The organism is Hypericibacter terrae, assembly GCF_008728855.1.
Classification (GTDB): Bacteria; Pseudomonadota; Alphaproteobacteria; order Dongiales; family Dongiaceae; genus Hypericibacter; species Hypericibacter terrae.
The window spans coordinates 5135481-5152572 of record NZ_CP042906.1 but is presented as its reverse complement, the minus strand read 5'-3'; the positions used below and the strand labels follow the sequence as shown (position 1 = coordinate 5152572).

Genomic DNA, 17092 nt, shown 5'->3' with positions numbered 1-17092 from the left:
GCCCACGGATCACGTCTAATCCATATGCGCCAACACTTTGATACGATTCATGAAAACTTTCCCCGGACACTCCTGCTTGTGGGAGGGGGTAGGGGGAGGGGGCGCTTCAAGAGAAGGCGAAGCGTCCATCGCAACTCATCGCAGCACTCCGAGTCTCGTCTTGAGAGAACCCCTCCCCCTACCCCCTCCCGCAAGGGGAGGGGGCTAGAAGAATTTCGTCACCGCACGCGAAACCGCTCCACCACCTTCGGATCGAGGCTCACGCCCAGCCCGGGGCCTGTCGGCACCGCGACCTTGCCGTCCTTGTCGATCGGGAAGCGTTCCTTCGTCAGTTCCCAGCGCAGCGCGGACTCGCTGGTGGAATATTCCAGCACCTCGTCGGCCCAGTGCTGCGCCAGGAAGGCGAGGTTGGCGGCGATGGTGATGTTGGATTTGTAGCCATGGGTGACGACGCGCTTGCCGCGCTTCTTCGCGATGGCGCTCAAGCGCAGCAGCTCGGTCAGGCCGCCCACCATGGTGACGTCGGGTTGGGCGATGTCGATCTTGCCGACATCGAACATCTGCTCATATTCGTAATGGGTGGTGAGGCCCAGGTCGCCGCCGCCGATCGGCACGCCAAAACCCTGGAACCTGGCATGGCCCTCCATGTCGTCGAGCGGCAGCGGCGCCTCGACCCAGTAGAAGTCGTATTCGCGGAAGATCGGCATCAGCGGCAGGCCTTCCTCGGCCTTGCTCCAGGCGGTGGCGGCATCGACCATCAGCCTGACGCCGGGGCCGACATGCTCGCGCGCGGCGCGGATCAGCGATGTCGTCTTGGCGAGGTCCTCGCGCCAGAAGGGATCGGCCACGATCTTGATGCAGCGCAGGCCCAGCTTGAGGCCGCGGTCGATCGTGCGGCGCACCTCGTCGGGCGTCTCGCCCAGCGGATAGACCGTGCCGTAAGCCAGGATCCGGTCGCGCTGCTTCCTGGCGCCCAGGATCTCCGAGAGCGGCTTGCTCTTGACCTTGCCGCGCAGATCCCAGAGCGCGATATCGACCGCGCTGATGGCATGGATCACGGCGCCGCGCCGGCCGTAATAGCTGGTGGCGTCATACATCTCGTCCCACAGCGCTTCGACATCGCTCGGGTCCTTGCCGACCAGGATCGACTTCAAGCCCATTGCATGGGTGTGGGAGCGCGGCGCCTCGACGATGGCGCGGATCACCGACGGGACGGAATCGACCTCGGCCAGGCCCGAGATGCCCTGGTCGGTATGGACCAGCACCACGCAATTGTCGTAGGACCCGTCGAAGGTCGTGCCGGTCCAGCCCGGCGTGCGCAGCTCGATCACCTCGATATCGGTAACTTTCATCGGTCTCTCCCTGGCGGCCCCGTGCTGCGGCGGTTCGGCATGGCAGCTTAAGGGTGCAGAATACCGAACGATAGTGCAGAATGCCGGAATTCAGGCAGTCGAGGTGACGGCGATGGCGACCAGGGTCAGGGCAAGGACGGCGATCGAGGGCGAGGAGGACGGCGCCTCCGGCTCGCGCAGCGTGCGGCGCGCGCTGGAGATCTTCGAGCTGATGCTGGCGCGGGGCGAAGCCTTGGCCGTGGTCGAGATCGTGTCGGCGCTGAAGATCCCGAAATCGACCGCCTATGAATTGGCTCGGACACTGACCGAAGCCGGCTATCTCGAGCGCATGGGCAAGGAGGGGCGTCTCTTCCTCGGCCGCAAGCTGTTCGAGCTCGGCATGATGTATCGCAGCCAGATCGACCTGCTCAAGGAAGGCAGCCAGGTGGTCGAGGCGCTGCGCGACGCGACCGGCGAGACCGTGCAGTTCTCGGTGCTCGAGAACGAGATGATGCTGGTGCTGATCAAGGAGGAGGGGAGCCATCCGATCCGCATCATCAGCCGCGTCGGCTCGCGCGTGCCGATCAACTGGGCGGCGGCCGCGCGCCTCCTGGTCTCCGATCTCGACGACGCCACGCTGCAGGAGATGCTGAAGCGCACCATCGTCCAGTCGCCCTCGGGCAAGGCGGTGATGGAGGTCGACAAGCTGATCCAGCAGATCCGCAAGTTCCGCAAGCAGGGCTATGCGGTCGAGATCAACGAGGCCAACGATCATGCAGGCTGCGTCGCCGCACCGGTGATCGACGCCACCGGGCGCTGCATCGCCGCCATCAGCGTGGTGGCCCCGGAGCAACGCCTCGGCAAGGCCAGCCGCGACAAGCTGATCGAGGCCGTCCGCGCCGCCGCCGACGGGCTTTCGCACCGGCTGGGGGCGCCGTAGCCTCCAACGATCCCCTCCCCCTACTTTTGGGGGAGGGTTGGGGAGGGGGCTGCTCGGTATCGGCCCCTTCGCACCCCGACGAGATCATGGACCCAGTCATCCCCCTCCCTGCCCTCCCCCAAAAGCTGCAGGACTGTCCGGGGAACGGACTCAAGGGATTCAAACGACTCATTTTTATTGTTCTAAGTCTCGCACGCCCACGGATCACGTCTAATCCATATGCGCCAACACTTTGATACGATTCATGAAAACTTTCCCCGGACACTCCTGCAAAAGCTGGGGGAGGGGAACCAAGCTTAAGCTGTCGGGCGCGTCCCCGCGCTCGTGCGGTGCAGGGCGCTCAGCCGGTCGAACAGCGCATCGAACGCGACCTCGCCGCGCAGATGCTGTTCGATCAGCGTGCCCGCCGCGGCCTGGAAGGCGAGATAGCCCGAGTAGCGCGGCCGGATCCAGCAGGCTTCCATCGTCGCCCGAGTGTCGGCATAGCAGCCGCCGAAGCGCGCCCCGATGGCGGGATCCTCCCAGCTGTCGATGCGCGCGGGTTGGCCGTGATGGGCGGCGAAGGCCTTCTGGGCGGCCGATTCCATCAGATAGCGCGCATAGGCGAAGGCCGCGTCGCGATCCTTCACCTGGGCCGAGATGCCGAGGCCGGTGCCGCCGATGGTCGAGCCGCGCGGGTTCGAATCGACCAGGCCCGGCAGGTTCGAGAAGCGCAAGGGCCGCGCGATGTCGGCCTCGGCATAGGTCGCGTAGCAATAGACGGCGGGGCAGAAGACCAGGTCGTCGCGCGCCACCATCGCGTCATGGAGCTCGATGCTGTTCCAGTCGAGCGCTTCCCGAGGACAAAAAGCGAGGAGGGCCTTGATCGCGTCGATCGCTTCTCTCGCGGTGTCGCGGTCGATCAGCTTCTGGTGCGGATCGGTCGCGCAAGGACGGCCAAGATTGGCGCAAGCCGTGAAAAAGGTCATGAGGCTGTGGACGCCGCGCAGGCCGATCGCGAGCTTCTGCCCCTTACGCTGCGCGGCCTCGCCAAGTTGCTGCATCTCGGACCAGCTCGCGGGCGCCGGACGATCGAATTTGGCCAAAAGGTCCGGCCGCGCCACGGCAACCTGACAGGCGGCATCGACAGGGAGCGCCCAGATCCGGTTGTCATAGCGATAGGTCGCGAGCGACGGCCCCACGAAGGCCCGCTCGAGCGCGGGCGTGATGAGCTCGTCGAGCGGGAGCAGGGCGCCGGTCCGGGCGATGTCGCCGCAGAAGGGATGATCGAGGATGATGAGGTCGTACTTCTGCGCCAGTTCCCCGACCGGCGTGAACTCGAAGCCGTGAAGGGGCCGCGCGTCCCAGTTGACCGCGATGTCGGGATAGCGGCGCTGGAATTCCAGCAGGGTCGCGATCAGGGGATCGATCGCGCGCCGATGTCCCCAGGTCATGCCGCGCAATTGTCGCCCGTTCACCCGGATCCTCCCTCGCACCGCTTGAAGCGGCGGGGACGCTAACACGGAGAAATCGCGAAGTTCAAACGCGCGCGGCGCGCTCCGACATTTCGGAATCCTGCCGGGAGCTCTCAGCCGGCGCGGATCGCTCGGCGCATGATCTTCAGATAGCCTTCGAGCTTGGCCTCGAACGCGGCCGAGGGCGCCGAGATGCCGATGGCGAAGGTCGCGGGGCCGCTGCCGACCGGCACCGCGAGGCAGCAGAGGCCGAGCGCGAATTCTTCGCGGTCCCTGGCATAGCCGTCCTCCCGAATGCGTTCGAATTCGCGTTCGAGCGCCTTGCGGCTGGTCAGCGTGTTGGCCGTGCGCCGGTCGAGGCGATGCGTCGCCAGATAGCCCTCGCGGATCTCCTTCGTCGCGTGAGCGAGCAGGAGCTTGCCGGTCGCGCGCGCATGGGCATGGCGGTGATAGCCCTGCGGCACGGTCATCGCATGGATGGCGTTGCTGCCGGGGGCTGCCACCAGATTGACGATCTCGCCCTCGCGCCAGGCGACCGCATAGGCGGTCTCGCCCGTCTCCTGGGCGATGCGGCGGACCAGGGGCGCCAGATGCTCCGGTGCCGCCAGCTGGCGCACGAAGGCGTCGGCGAGTGTCGCCATCTGCAGCCCCAAGACGTGGAGACCCTCCGGGCTGCGCGCGAGCATGCCGCAGCCGATCAGCGTGTGCAGCAGATGATAGGTCGTCTGCCGGCCGAGCCCGAGCGTCTTGGCGATCTCCATGGCGCGCAAGCCATGGGGGCTCTCCGCGACGGCGACGAGGATCGCCATCGCGCGCGCGGCCGATTGCACGCGCGGCGGCGCCCGGTCGCTCGCTTTCGCCGCGATCTCCCGCGCGCCGCTTCGCGCCTTCGGTTTCTTCTCGATGCCCATCGCCATCCTCAAGCCCTGGAGCCTGCCGACCGTGTATCAAATAGTGATACTGATATCAAATATTGACACACCGCACCGGCCTCTCCTAGCGTCGGCGAAAGGCCGTTCATCCGCGGAGCATCGCCCATGAGTGACGTCGCCGCCTCTCCGTCATCGACCGTTCCCGCCGGCCAGCCGGTGCTGGAGCGTTTCGTCCTCACGGGCCGCGTGGCGCTGGTGACCGGCGCGGCACAAGGCCTGGGCGCGGCCATGGCGGAGGCGCTGGCCGAAGCCGGCGCCCATGTGGTCCTCAACGACATCAATCCGGCGGCACTTGAGACGCGCTGCGCCGAACTGACAGGGCTGGGCCATTCGGTCGAGGGGTTGCCCTTCGACGTGACCGACGCCGCGGCGGTGGCCGCCGCGCTGCGCCAGCTGGGCGAGCGCCGCGGCCGGCTCGACATCCTGGTCAACAATGCCGGCATCGCCGTCTATCAGGGGATCGCCGATCACGATCTCGGCGAGTGGCACCGGGTCATGAACGTCAACCTGAACGCGCTCTTCGTGGTGGGCCGCGAGGCGGCGGCGCTGATGGCGAAGGGCGGCTATGGGCGGATCATCAATATCAGCTCGGTGCTCGGCCTGGTCTCGCGGCCCGGCATTCCCTCCTATGTCGTTTCGAAACATGGCGTGGTGGGCCTGACCCACGCGATGGCGTCCGATCTGGGCAGCCAGGGCATCACCTGCAACGCGCTGGCTCCCGGCTATTTCCAGACGCCGATGAGCGACACGCTGACGGCCAAGCCGGATTTCTATCGGATGATCGCCAATCGCACGCCGCTGAAGCGCTGGGCCGATCCGCATGAGCTGAAGGGTCCGGTCGTGTTCCTGGCCTCGCCGGCGTCGTCCTTCGTAAACGGCCTCGTCATGACCGTCGATGGCGGCATGACCGCGAGTCTCTTCTGACCGGCCTCGTCGCGGGGACAAGATTCAATTCCGGCATTTCGCACTGAGCCTTCTGCGACCGCGCTTTCTTGACTTGAGAAAACCAACCCCGTTACTGTGGCTGTCTAGATAACCGCACCTAATTCCGGTATTTCGGAATCGGGAAAGCGATAAAACAATCGGGCAAGGCCGCCAGACCGGCCGACCCCGACCTTAGCTGTCGGCGGAAGATCGGCGGCGGGGCAAACGCCTGATGGGGAGGAGGGTGCAGCGATGACATTTCGCAAATGCCTGATGGCGGCCGCGATGGCCGGTGCTGGATTCGTCATGACCGGGGGCGGCGCATGGGCCGCGGCGGGCGACGAATGCGTGAAGGTGCTGGGCTATGAGTGGAGCGGCGAGAAGCAGTCCATGGATCCGGCGGACATGCATTCCGGCGACGACGCCTATCACACCTTCGCGGTCTATAACCGCCTCGTCGATGTCGACGACAATTTCAAGGTGCTGCCCGAGCTCGCGACCGAATGGTCGTCCTCGGCGGACGGCCTGACCTGGACCTTCAAGCTGCGCGAAGGCGTCAAGTTCCACAGCGGCAAGGACTTCACCTCGGCCGACGTGGTCTACAGCTTCAAGCGGCTGCTGGATCCGGCGCTGGGCTCGGGCGCGCAAGCCGTGCTCGCCTTCCTCGACGCCAACGGCATCAAGGCGGTCGACAAATACACCGTCAGCTTCACCACGCCGAAGCCGGTGGCCGAGCTGCCGGTGCTGATCACCAACAAGTTCACCAACATCGTGCCGGACGGCGCCAAGCATGAAGACCTGATTCTGCACGAGGACGGCACCGGTCCCTTCATGCAGGAGCAGTTCACGCCGAACGCGCCCGTTCGCATCCTCAAGAAGAATCCGAACTACTGGCAGGCGGGGCTGCCCAAGGCGGATTGCCTGCGCATCACCGTGGCGCAGGAGCCCGTCGCGGCCGTCTCGGCGATCAAGGCCGGGCAGGTCGATCTGGTGCTCAACGTCGATCCGTCGGTGATCCCGGCCCTCAAGGACGATCCCAGCGTCACGCTGCTCCAGACCGGCGCCTCCAACTCGATGACGATCTCGATGTGGATCGACACCAAGCCCTTCGACAATGTGAAGGTGCGCGAGGCGATGAAGATGGTGGTCGATCGCCAGGCGATGATCGACACCGTGCTCCTGGGCTATGGCGAGCCGGGTGCCGACAATCCGGTTCCGATTCCGAACCCGGCGTCTTACGTGAAGGAAGCACCGAAGCAGGATATCGCGGGCGCCAAGAAGCTCCTGGCCGAAGCGGGATATCCGGACGGCCTCAGCTTCGACCTCTACACGGCCGAAGGCGTGCCCGGCATGGTGCGCATGGCCCAGGTCTATGCCGAGATGGCGAAGCCCGCGGGCTTCAACATCAACGTCATCGTGACCCCGGCGGAAAGCTTCTGGGACGATGTCTGGCTCAAGAAGTCGATCGTGACCTCGGCCTGGTCGATGCGTCCGCCTGGAGAAGGTCTGGCCGTCGCCTATACGCAGACCGCGAAATGGCCGGAAACCCATTGGGTCCGTCCGGACTATGACGCGCTGCTGCTCAAGGCCAACACCACGGTCGATCCGGCCGCACGCCTGAAGCTCTATCAGGACGCCGGCAAGATGCTGGCGACCGAGGGCGGCCTGATCCTGCCGATGTTCGTCCATCAGGTGGTGGCGCTGCGCAAGGGCTGCGATGGCTATCAGCCGCTGGCGCAGAACTTCAACCTGAACTTCGAGAATCTCAGCTGCAAATAGGCTGAGGCCGGCCCCGGGCGCTTCGCTGCGCCCGGGGCTTTTTCTTTTCGCGCGCGACCGACAGCCCGGGGAGAGGGGACGCGACGCCGATGGTCATGCTGCGCCTCGTGACCGGCCGCATCCTGCTGACGGTCGTCACCCTCCTGATCGTGTCCTTCATCGTGTTCGGCGTGCTCGAGATCCTGCCGGGCGACGTCGCCTCGCGCATTCTCGGCCGCGACGCCACGCCCGAGGCGCTGGCGGTCCTGCGCGCCAAGCTCGCCCTCGATCAGCCCGCGATCTGGCGCTATCTCCATTGGCTGGGCGGCGTCCTGACCGGCGATATGGGCCAGTCCCTCGTCAGCGGCCGGCGCGTGATCGATATCCTGGGCCCCCGCATCTACAACACCGTCCTGCTCTCGATCTACGCCTTCATCCTCTATATCCCGCTGACGGTGATCCCGGCCCTGATCCAGGCGGTGAAGCGCGACCGGCTGGTCGATCACGGCTTCTCGGCCTTGACCCTGGTGCTGCTGTCGATGCCGGATTTTCTGCTGGCGACGATCCTCATGATCGTCTTCGTGATCACCATCCCGATCCTGCCGGCGATGTCGATCGTCGATCAGAGCTCGGGCTGGCATGAATATCTCGAGGCCACGACCCTGCCGGCCGTGACGCTCGCCATCGTCATGGCGGTCTATGCGGTGCGGATGCTGCGCGACAATCTCATCGAGGTGCTCGATTCCGACTATGTGCGGATGGCCGAGCTCAAGGGCCTGCCGCCGGCGCGCGTGCTGATCCGCCATGCGCTGCCCAACGCGCTGGTGCCGACGCTGAACGTGACCGCGATCAATCTGGGCTATCTCGTCGGCGGCGTGGTGGTGGTCGAGAAGGTGTTCGGCTATCCGGGCTTCGGCAGCCTGCTGGTGGATTCGCTGCAGCTGCGCGATCTGCCGGTGATCGAGGCGACGGTGATGCTGGCCTCGACCGTCTATATCGCGGCCAACCTGCTGGCCGATATTGGCGCCATCCTGCTCAATCCGCGGCTCAAGGGGCGCTGATTCGATGGCCGCCGTCACCGTCCAGCCGGCACCTCGTCCCCGCGCCCGTCGCCTGCGCGCCTTCTGGCACCGCACGCCGAAGAGCTTCCGCATCGGCGCCTTCATTCTCTTCGTGCATCTGGTGGTCGCCGTGACCGGCCCGTTCTGGGCGCCCTATGGCTATTCCCAGATGGGGGCGGGCATCCCGCTCTCGGGCATGAGCTGGGCCCACCCCTTCGGCATCGACCAGCTGAGCCGCGACATCCTCAGCCGCGTCGTCTATGGCTCGCATATCGTGATCCTGCTGTCGCTGTCGGGCACGGCGCTCGGGCTCGTCATCGGTGCCATCGTCGGACTGCTGTCGGGCTATATCGGCGGCTGGTTCGACGACATCCTGCAGCGCTTCATCGAGGCGCTGATCAGCATTCCCTTCCTGGTGCTGGCGCTGCTCGCCATGGCGGCCGCCGGCCCCGAGGTCGCGGGCAATCCGGTCCTGGTGGTGCTGGTGGTGGCGCTGGTCTATGCGCCGCGCATCGCCCGCATGGCGCGCGCGGCCGCCATCGACATCGCCACCCGCGACTATGTCACGGTGGCAAGGCTGCGGGGCGAGAGCCCCTGGTCGGTCATGCGCCGCGAGCTCCTGCCCAACGCCACCAGCGTGCTGCTGGTCGAGTTCGCGCTGCGCGCCGGCTATGCGCCGGTGCTGATCGGCTCGCTGGGCTTCCTGGGCTTCGGCCTGCGCCCGCCGACCCCGGAATGGGGCCTCATGATCAGCGAGAACCGCGCCCTGCTGATGGTCTCGCCGATCACCGTGCTGGGGCCCGGCCTGACGCTGGCCTCGCTCGTGGTCGGGCTCAATCTCTTCACCGAGGGCCTCGCGCGCATCCTCGGGCGCAGCGTCAGGCTGGGCGACCGATGAACGGCGGCGACATCCTGCTGCGCACGGAGGATTTGCAGGTTTCATACCGGCAGCAGGAGGGCTGGCTGTCGGTGCTCCATCGCGTCAATTTCGCGATCGAGCGCGGCGAGACCTTCGGCCTGGTCGGCGAATCCGGATGCGGCAAGTCCACCGTCGCCCTTCAGCTCCTCGGCTATCGCCATCCCAGCAGCCGGGTCGATGGCGGCCGCATCGAGTTCGGTGGACGCGATCTCCTCAAGCTGAAACGCCATGAGCTCGACCAGATCCGCGGCAACCGGATCAGCTTCGTGCCGCAGAACCCGACGACCGCGCTCAACCCGGGCATGCGGGTCGGCGACCAGGTCACCGAGATCCTGCTGCTGCACAAGCGCGTCCCCGACCGGACCCAGGCGCTCCAGCGCGTGATCGAGCTGTTCGGGCTGGTCGGGCTGCCGACGCCCAAGGCGCTGGTCGAGCGCTATCCGCATCAGCTTTCCGGCGGCCAGCAGCAGCGCGTCTGCATCGCCATGGCGCTCGCCTGCGATCCCGACCTGGTGGTGCTGGACGAGCCCACCACCGGGCTCGATGTCACGACGCAGGAGCAGATCGTCGAGCTGCTGATCGATCTGCGCCGGCGCATCAAGCTCTCGATGCTCTATGTGACGCATGACCTCGGGCTGCTGTCGCAGATCGCCGACCGGGTCGGCGTCATGTATGCGGGCCATATGGTCGAGATCGCCCCGGTGGCCGAGCTCTTCCACCAGCCCCGTCATCCCTATACGCGCGGCCTGATCGGCTCGATCCCGCGCATCGACCGGCCCGACGAGCCGGTCGCGCGGCCCTTGCGCGGCCTTCTCCGCCGTAACGAGCTGCCCGAGGGCTGTCCGTTCCAGCCGCGCTGCGATTTCGCGGAGGCGAGCTGCGCGGTCAACCATCAGACGCTCGATGCCGTGGCGCCCGGGCACGAAGTCGCCTGCCAGCGCTGGCGGAGCCTCCTCGCCCCCAGCGTCGCGGCCGCGGGCGAAGCGGCGCTGCCCCGGGCGGTTGCCGAGCCCGATCCGCCGCTCCTGGCGCTGGATCATCTCTCGATCGCCTACGGGACCGGCGGCGGCGCACTCGCGCGCTTCCTGGGGGCCTTGCCCTTCGTCGCCGTGCGCGACGTCAACCTCACCATCGCGCGCGGCGAGACGCTGGCGCTCGTGGGGGAATCCGGCAGCGGCAAGTCGACCGTCGCGCGTGCGGTCAGCGGCCTGCTGCGGCCGCATGAGGGCCAGGTGAAGCTGAACGGCCTGGCTTTGGCAGGGCTGGTGCGCGAGCGCTCGGGCGAGCAGCGGCGCGAGATCCAGTATATCTTCCAGAATCCGGACGCCTCCCTCAACCCGCGCGCCAGGATCGGCACGATCCTCGCCCGTCCGCTCGAGATGTTCTTCGATCTCGACCGGGTCGCGATGCGCGAGCGCGTGCTCGAGGCTCTGGCCGATGTCCGTCTCGATGCCGGCTATGCCGAGCGCTATGCCGACCAGCTCTCGGGCGGCGAGCGCCAGCGCGTCGCGATCGCCCGCGCTCTCATCGCGCGGCCGACCCTGCTCCTCTGCGACGAGGTGCTCTCGGCGCTCGACGTCTCGGTCCAGGCCAACGTCCTCGACCTGCTGCGCCGCTTGCGCGAGGAGCATCATGTGGCGATGCTCTTCATCTCGCACGATCTCGCCGTGGTGCGCTCGATCGCCGACAAGATCGGCGTGCTGTTCCAGGGCCAGCTCATGGAAGTGGGCCGCACGGCGGACATCTTCTCGCCGCCCTTCCATCCCTACACCCACAGTCTCCTGATGGCGGTCCCCGATCCCGACCGGCCGCGCCGGACGACGGCAAACGTTCGTCGTGTCGCGGCCGGACCGGCGCTCGCGACCGGATGTCCCTATGCCGGGCGCTGCGCCTGGCAGCCGGGGCCGATCTGCGAGCAGAAGGCGCCGCCCTGGCGCAAGACCGAGCGTGGCGTGTCGATCTATTGCCATCTGCCGCTCGACGAGCTGACGGCGCGCGCCCAATGGGTGCCGCCCGACGAGCCTTCCGCGACGCCGACGCCCTCCACCCGCTCTCTGCGTGAGAACCCGCCATGAAGATCACCAAGATCGAATGTTTCGTCCTGCTCGTGCCCGATTACCGGGCCGATGCCTGCAGCTCCGCCCAGGACAATCTGGTCGTGAAGATCCACACCGACGACGGGCTGGTGGGAATCGGCGAGACCGACACCAATCCCTGGGTGGCGAAAGCGATGATCGAGGCGCCCGGCACCCACATCATGGGGCTGGGTCTCAAGGAAATGCTGCTCGGCGCCGATCCGAGCGATGTCGAAGGCTTGTGGGAGCGGATGTATAAGGGCTCGGCCATGACCGGGCGCCGGGGCCTCGGCATCTGTGCCATGGGTGCGCTCGACATGGCGCTCTGGGACCTCAAGGGCAAGGCCGAGAACAAGCCCTGCTGGCAGCTGCTGGGCGGCGCCCTCAACACCATCACGCCCTATGCCTCGCTGCTGCCCGACGGCAACACGCTCGACGAATATACCAGGGTGCTGGTGCATCGCGCGGTCGAGGCCAAGCGCCTTGGCTTCAAGGCCGCCAAGCTCGAGATCTGCATCAAGGGCCCCTATTCGCACAACTCGCTGCAGATTCCCGACGATCGCGAGATCGCGCGGATCGTGCGCGCCTGCCGCCAGGCGGTCGGGCCCGAGATGACCCTGATGGTCGACGTCGCCTATTGCTGGCAGGACTGGAAGGAGGCCCTCCGCGCGATGGAGATGTTCGCCGACGACGACATCTATTTCATCGAGACGCCGCTGCCGAGCGACGACTACGAGGGCTACGCCAAGCTGGTGAAGGCCTCGCCGATGCGGGTCGCCGCCGGCGAATGGCTCAACTCACGCTTCGAATTCCTCGAGCTGATGGATCGTGTCGCGCTCGATGTGGTGCAGCCCGATGTCGGCCGCGTCGGCGGCCTGACCGAGGCGCGGCGCGTGGCGATGCATGCGCGCGACCGCGGCATCGTGGTGGTGCCGCATTGCTGGAAATCGGCGATCGGCATCGCGGCCTCGGCTCATCTGGCTGCGATCGCGCCCACCTGCAGCTACATCGAGTTCCTGCCGCACGGCCTCTCGGACTCGCGGCTGCGGCGCGAGCTGGTGCCGGACGAGCTGCCCGTGGTCGACGGCGTGATCCCGCTGCCGACCAAGCCCGGCCTCGGCATCACCGTCAGCGACGAGGCGCTCAAGGCCTTTACGGTCGCCTGAAGCGGAGAATCGACGTTCCATCCAGGTAAGGCGCCGCCGGGTCTCCCCCGTTGCGGCCCGCATGGTACGCAAGGCGCGCCAGGAATTTCTGCGGCTCGATCGGCTTCATCGCGACGAAGGCGGCCCCCATCGCATCGAACAGGCGCGAGACCAGGCTGTTCATGTCCTGATCGCCGCCGGTGATGCCGATCACAGCGATATCGAGGCCGCGCTGACCGATCTCGCGCAGCAGCTCGATCCCGTCCATGTCGGGCATCAGCACGTCGGTGATGACGACACGGCAGGGATGCTCGGCCAAATGTTCGAGCGCCTTCTCTCCCGAATCGACACAGGTCACACTGTAGCCATCGCGACGCAGCAGCGTCGTGATGTAATCGGCGAATGACGGATCGTCATCCACCACAAGAATGTCCTGCACGGGCTCTTCCTTAGCCTTTGGCAGAAGCCTGATCGTCTCTGTGACCCGATCCGGTCCGAGACTGGTCTCAGTCTCCGCGGCGTTGATACGAAACAAGACGCTGTGCGGCGCTGGCCATAATGAGCGGCAGCGCCCGGTCTTGCGTTGGGGCGGACCATAGCGGGGATAGCGGCAAAGTCGCGACGCGCGAGGCATATTATGCGTCGGTATGGGGAAGTGCCGGCGGCCGAATTGTTTCAGTCGTTTCAGATTGTTGGATCGACCAACTGATCGCGGACGGCCTTGGCGATGGCGGCGGCGCGGTTGCGCACGCCCAGCTTCTTCACGATGCGCTGGGCATGGAGTTTGATCGTGATCTCGGCGAGCCCGAGCGACCGCGCGATCTCCTTATGCGACGCGCCCGCCACCATCATGGTCAGGATTTCGCGCTCCCGCTCGGTCAAGGTCGAGGGCTCGTCACTGCTGGCCGCGGAGGGCGAGGATTCCGGCTCGCTGGCCAGCGCCGCCAACTCATGGGGCACATAGATGGCCCCGGAAAGAATCAGTCTTATCGCGGCCAGGATGACGGGCGGATCGAACGATTTGGGCAGGAAGCCGACAATTCCATTCTTGAGGCCGCCCGAAACCGCCTCGCTGTCGAGATTGCCGGAAATAAGGGCCAGTTTGGTGTCCGGATGCTTCGCCCGCAAAGCCGAGAGCACCGAGAGGTCGGTCATGCCCGGCATCCGCAGGTCGAGGAGCGCCAGGTCGCAGGGGCGTTCCGCCAGCAACGACAAGGCGGGATCGAGCGCCTCCACCGCTCCCACCAGCTCGAATTCGGGGGTCCGGCGGATCAAATCCGCAAGCGCCGCGCGGAACAGCGGATGGTCGTCGGCAATTAAGACTGTTGCAGGAGGCATCGCCAACCCAGGGCCGTTATTCCTACGACTATACGAAGGTATAGGGCGATTGCGAATACCCCATACCTCAGCCCGCCGCGGCCCCAGTCCGGGGGGTGCTAGAAACGGTCGGGCGAGGACCCTGATGAATATCTACGAGGCCGGCAGCCTTTTCCTGATTTTGACCAGCCTCATCAGCGGCGCCCTGCTGCTGTTGATGTGGCGCCTCGACCATGCCGAGCCGGCGTTGGGCACCTTTGGCGTGCTGCATATGCTGGGGCTGGTCGCCAACGTCCTGGGCGTCCCCTTCTTCAGTTTCGAGGGCGCTCCCTATGTCATCGATGTCTTCACCGGCCTGACCACGGTCGGTTTCCTGCTGGGTGCGCTGCAATATACGCGCCGGCCGATTCCCTGGCGCTTGCTGGCGGCCGTCGCCATCGTCCTCGTTACCTTGCTGGCGGGTCTACGTTCGTCACTGCCGACGACGGCCGTGCTGACCATGGTCGAGACCGCCCTCATCATTGTCGGGTTGCTCGCCACCACCTGGGCCTTTTCCCAGCGTTGGCGCGAGGCCGGCTATTGGTACTACGGCGCCCTGACCTGGCTCTGCCTGGGCTGGGCCATCTCCTACGGCCTTTTGCCCCTCATCGCCGGTACTGAAACGGGATTCCTCGCCAGCAGCCTCATCCGGTCGGGTTTCCGCCTGACCTCCTCGATCCTGCTGGCGCTCGCCTCCCAGCGCTACCTCATCGAGCGGATGCTGGCGCAGGTGGCCAGCCGTCAGCGGGCTGAAACCACCGCGGTAGCGAACCAGCGGCGTTTCGAGGATTTGGTCGATCTCGCATCGGACTGGGTTTGGGAGATCGATCGCGACCTTCGCTTCACCTTCGTCTCGCCACAGATCTATGCGAGCACCGGGATTCCCGCCGAGGACTATCTGGGCCAGACCATAAAAAGAGTACGACCCGGCCGCGAGATGTCGGGCGCCTGGCCCGAATTGCTGGAATGCTTCGAATACCGGCGGCCCTTCCGCAACCTGATGCTACAGACGCGGCATGGCGAAACCGGCCGGATCATCCACATCATGGCCAGCGCCAAGCCGATTCATGACGAGTCCGGTCGCTTCATCGGCTATCGCGGGGCCGCCAGGGATCTGACGGCCCAGGTCGAGACGCGCTCGGCGTTGGATGCCATCGTGGACGGCGTCGCCCATGCAGTCGGCGAAGGCTATTTCCAGGCACTGGTCCGCCATCTGGTGGAGCGCACCGAGGTCGATGTCGCGTTCGTCGCGGCACCGGACCCGAACCGCCAGCATGCGCTGGTGTTGGCATGGCATGATCGGGAGAACACCGAGACGGTCCCGCATTACACGCTGGCCGGCACGCCTTCCGAGCGGGTCATGAAGGAGGGGTTCCTCCTCCAGGCGGCCGGCATCACCGATCTCTATCCGGACGATTCGGTGTTCTCGCAGCATCGCATGGAGGGCTATGCCGGCACGCCCTTGCGCGACAGCGCCGGAACGCCGATTGGTGTCCTCGTTCTCCTGGCGCGCCAGCCCATGACCAATCCCGATCTGGTGCGGGTGGTGTTGAGCGCGCTGGCGCCGCGCGCGGCGGCGGAGCTGGAACGCCAGTTGAGCGAGCGGCGCCTGCGCGAGCAGGAGCAGCGCTTCCGCGCCGTGCTCGACAACATGCCGATCGGCGTGGTGCTCAAGTCCGAAGGCCGGCTGCTGGTGGTCAACGAGACGGTGGCGCGCTGGTTCGGCGCGGCGCGGCAGGATCTGGAGGAATTGCCCGAGGGCATCATGCTGGCGGAGGCCGGCTGGAGCGTGGAAAGCCAGCGCGCGCTGCGGCTGCTGCAGCAGGAGGCCGAGACCCAATCGGCCCTGGTCACGCGCGAGATCAATGCGCCGCTGGCCGACGGCAGGGCCCATGACATCCTGGTCTCCGCCTTTCCGGTGATCGACGGCGCGGGCAAGGCGATCGCGCATGGCATCGCCATGACCGACATCACCGAGCTGCGCCGCGTGCAGGCGCATCTGACCCAGGCGCAGAAGATGGATGCGCTCGGGCGCCTCGCCGGCGGCGTCGCGCATGACTTCAACAATATCGTCGGCGCCATCGCCGGCTTCGCGCGCTTCATCGTCGAGGACACGCCCGAGAACTCCGACATCCATCTCTATGGCGAACGCATCCTCACCGCCTCCACGCGCGCCAAGCAACTGATCCAGCAGATCCTCGCCTTCTCCCGGCGCAAGGAAACCAAGGCGCAGCGGATTCCGCTGGCGCCGATCCTCGACGAGACCGTGGCCCTGCTGCGGGCGACCCTTCCCGGCACCACGCGCATCGAATCGCGGGCCGCGGCACCCGATCTGGCGATCGACGGCGATCCGGCGCAGCTGGGTCAGGTGCTGGTCAATGTCTGCGTCAATGCCAGCGATGCGCTGCTGGGCCGCACCGGCTCGGTGGCGATCGAGGCCAGCGGCCAGTCCGGCGCCGAGGCGGCTCGCGAGCTCGAGCAGGCGGAACCGGTGGCGGAAACTCTCTCGGGTTCCCGCCTCGTCGCCGGCAGCGTCGATCGGACGGTCGATTACATCCGGATCGGCGTGCGCGATACCGGCATGGGCATGTCGCGCGAGGTGCTGGAGCGGATCTTCGATCCCTTCTTCACCACCAAGCCTGCCGGCCACGGCACCGGCCTCGGCCTGCCGGTGGTGCAGGGCATCGTGACCGGACTGGGCGGCGCCATCGCCGTCACCAGCCGGCCCGGCGAGGGCACCGATTTCCGCATCTGGCTGCCACAGGCCTCGGCCGGTCGGCCGGCGGCGGCGCGGTCGCGACCCGCCCGACCCGCGGGCGGCCGCCGGCGCATTCTCGTGGTCGATGACGATGACGATTTCGGCGACATGGTCGCGGCCTCGATGGAGCGGCTGGGCTACGAGGTCGCCGTCGCCACCCGGGCACAGGACGCGATCGAGGCGTTCGAGGACGACCCTGCCTTGTGGGACCTCGTCATCACCGACCAGAACATGCCGGTCCTGTCGGGGCTCGAGATGATCGCCCGCTTGCGCGGCCGCCGGCCGGACATCCCTTGCATTCTTTGCACCGGCTATGCCGACAGCACCGTCGAGACCGCGGCCACCCGCGCCCAGGTGAGCGCGTTCCTGCCGAAGCCGGTCGACCCGGTCGTGCTGGGACAGACGGTGTCGACGCTGCTGCGGGCGGCGAGTTGAAGGG

The 17092-nt window shown here is 66.6% G+C and carries 13 protein-coding genes; 8 read left to right on the top strand and 5 right to left on the bottom strand.

The annotated features are described in order from the left end of the window. Window positions 1-218: 218 nt before the first annotated feature. On the bottom strand, window positions 219-1352 hold the full coding sequence (locus tag FRZ44_RS23550; protein WP_151179475.1) for a mandelate racemase/muconate lactonizing enzyme family protein: 1134 nt from the start codon (window positions 1350-1352) through the stop codon (window positions 219-221). Between the two features lie 112 nt (window positions 1353-1464). On the opposite strand from FRZ44_RS23550, the gene FRZ44_RS23545 reads away from it, so the two are divergent. Continuing rightward, window positions 1465-2271: an IclR family transcriptional regulator gene (locus FRZ44_RS23545; protein WP_151179474.1), complete on the top strand. Its 807-nt coding sequence runs from the start codon at window positions 1465-1467 to the stop codon at window positions 2269-2271. Window positions 2272-2567: 296 nt separating this feature from the next. On the opposite strand, the gene FRZ44_RS23540 is transcribed toward FRZ44_RS23545, so the two are convergent. Beyond that, window positions 2568-3728, bottom strand: coding sequence for an ABC transporter substrate-binding protein (locus FRZ44_RS23540; protein WP_191908268.1), 1161 nt, complete (start codon window positions 3726-3728; stop codon window positions 2568-2570). 110 nt (window positions 3729-3838) lie between these two features. After that, window positions 3839-4642 carry an IclR family transcriptional regulator gene (locus FRZ44_RS23535; RefSeq protein WP_225308418.1) on the bottom strand — a complete coding sequence of 268 codons (804 nt, stop codon included), beginning with the start codon at window positions 4640-4642 and terminating at the stop codon, window positions 3839-3841. 120 nt (window positions 4643-4762) lie between these two features. Between FRZ44_RS23535 and FRZ44_RS23530 the strand changes: the two genes are divergently transcribed. From FRZ44_RS23530 to FRZ44_RS23505, 6 genes are all read left to right on the top strand, one after another. Then, the gene (locus FRZ44_RS23530; protein WP_151179472.1) at window positions 4763-5581 is read left to right on the top strand and encodes an SDR family NAD(P)-dependent oxidoreductase; all 819 of its coding nucleotides are present in this window, start codon (window positions 4763-4765) and stop codon (window positions 5579-5581) included. A 252-nt stretch (window positions 5582-5833) separates the two neighbouring features. Beyond that, window positions 5834-7360: an ABC transporter substrate-binding protein gene (locus FRZ44_RS23525; protein WP_151179471.1), complete on the top strand. Its 1527-nt coding sequence runs from the start codon at window positions 5834-5836 to the stop codon at window positions 7358-7360. An 89-nt stretch (window positions 7361-7449) separates the two neighbouring features. Further along, window positions 7450-8400 carry an ABC transporter permease gene (locus FRZ44_RS23520; protein ID WP_151179470.1) on the top strand — a complete coding sequence of 317 codons (951 nt, stop codon included), beginning with the start codon at window positions 7450-7452 and terminating at the stop codon, window positions 8398-8400. A gap of 4 nt (window positions 8401-8404) precedes the next feature. Next, window positions 8405-9298: an ABC transporter permease gene (locus FRZ44_RS23515; RefSeq protein ID WP_151179469.1), complete on the top strand. Its 894-nt coding sequence runs from the start codon at window positions 8405-8407 to the stop codon at window positions 9296-9298. After that, window positions 9295-11394: a dipeptide ABC transporter ATP-binding protein gene (locus FRZ44_RS23510; protein WP_151179468.1), complete on the top strand. Its 2100-nt coding sequence runs from the start codon at window positions 9295-9297 to the stop codon at window positions 11392-11394. Before FRZ44_RS23515 ends, FRZ44_RS23510 begins: the two co-directional genes overlap by 4 nt. Beyond that, the gene (locus FRZ44_RS23505; RefSeq protein ID WP_151179467.1) at window positions 11391-12560 is read left to right on the top strand and encodes a mandelate racemase/muconate lactonizing enzyme family protein; all 1170 of its coding nucleotides are present in this window, start codon (window positions 11391-11393) and stop codon (window positions 12558-12560) included. Before FRZ44_RS23510 ends, FRZ44_RS23505 begins: the two co-directional genes overlap by 4 nt. Here the strand turns inward: FRZ44_RS23505 and FRZ44_RS23500 are convergent. Both FRZ44_RS23500 and FRZ44_RS23495 read right to left on the bottom strand, forming a co-directional pair. After that, entirely contained in the window at window positions 12547-12978 is a 432-nt protein-coding gene (locus tag FRZ44_RS23500; RefSeq protein WP_191908267.1) for a response regulator, read from the bottom strand. The genes FRZ44_RS23505 and FRZ44_RS23500 overlap by 14 nt on opposite strands. A 245-nt stretch (window positions 12979-13223) precedes the next feature. Beyond that, a complete protein-coding gene (locus FRZ44_RS23495) occupies window positions 13224-13877 on the bottom strand; it encodes a response regulator (protein WP_151179465.1) in 654 nt (217 codons plus the stop codon). Window positions 13878-14001: 124 nt separating this feature from the next. Here FRZ44_RS23495 and FRZ44_RS23490 point away from each other — a divergent pair, with 124 nt between their 5' ends. After that, on the top strand, window positions 14002-17088 hold the full coding sequence (locus FRZ44_RS23490) for a response regulator (RefSeq protein ID WP_151179464.1): 3087 nt from the start codon (window positions 14002-14004) through the stop codon (window positions 17086-17088). Window positions 17089-17092: the final 4 nt, after the last annotated feature.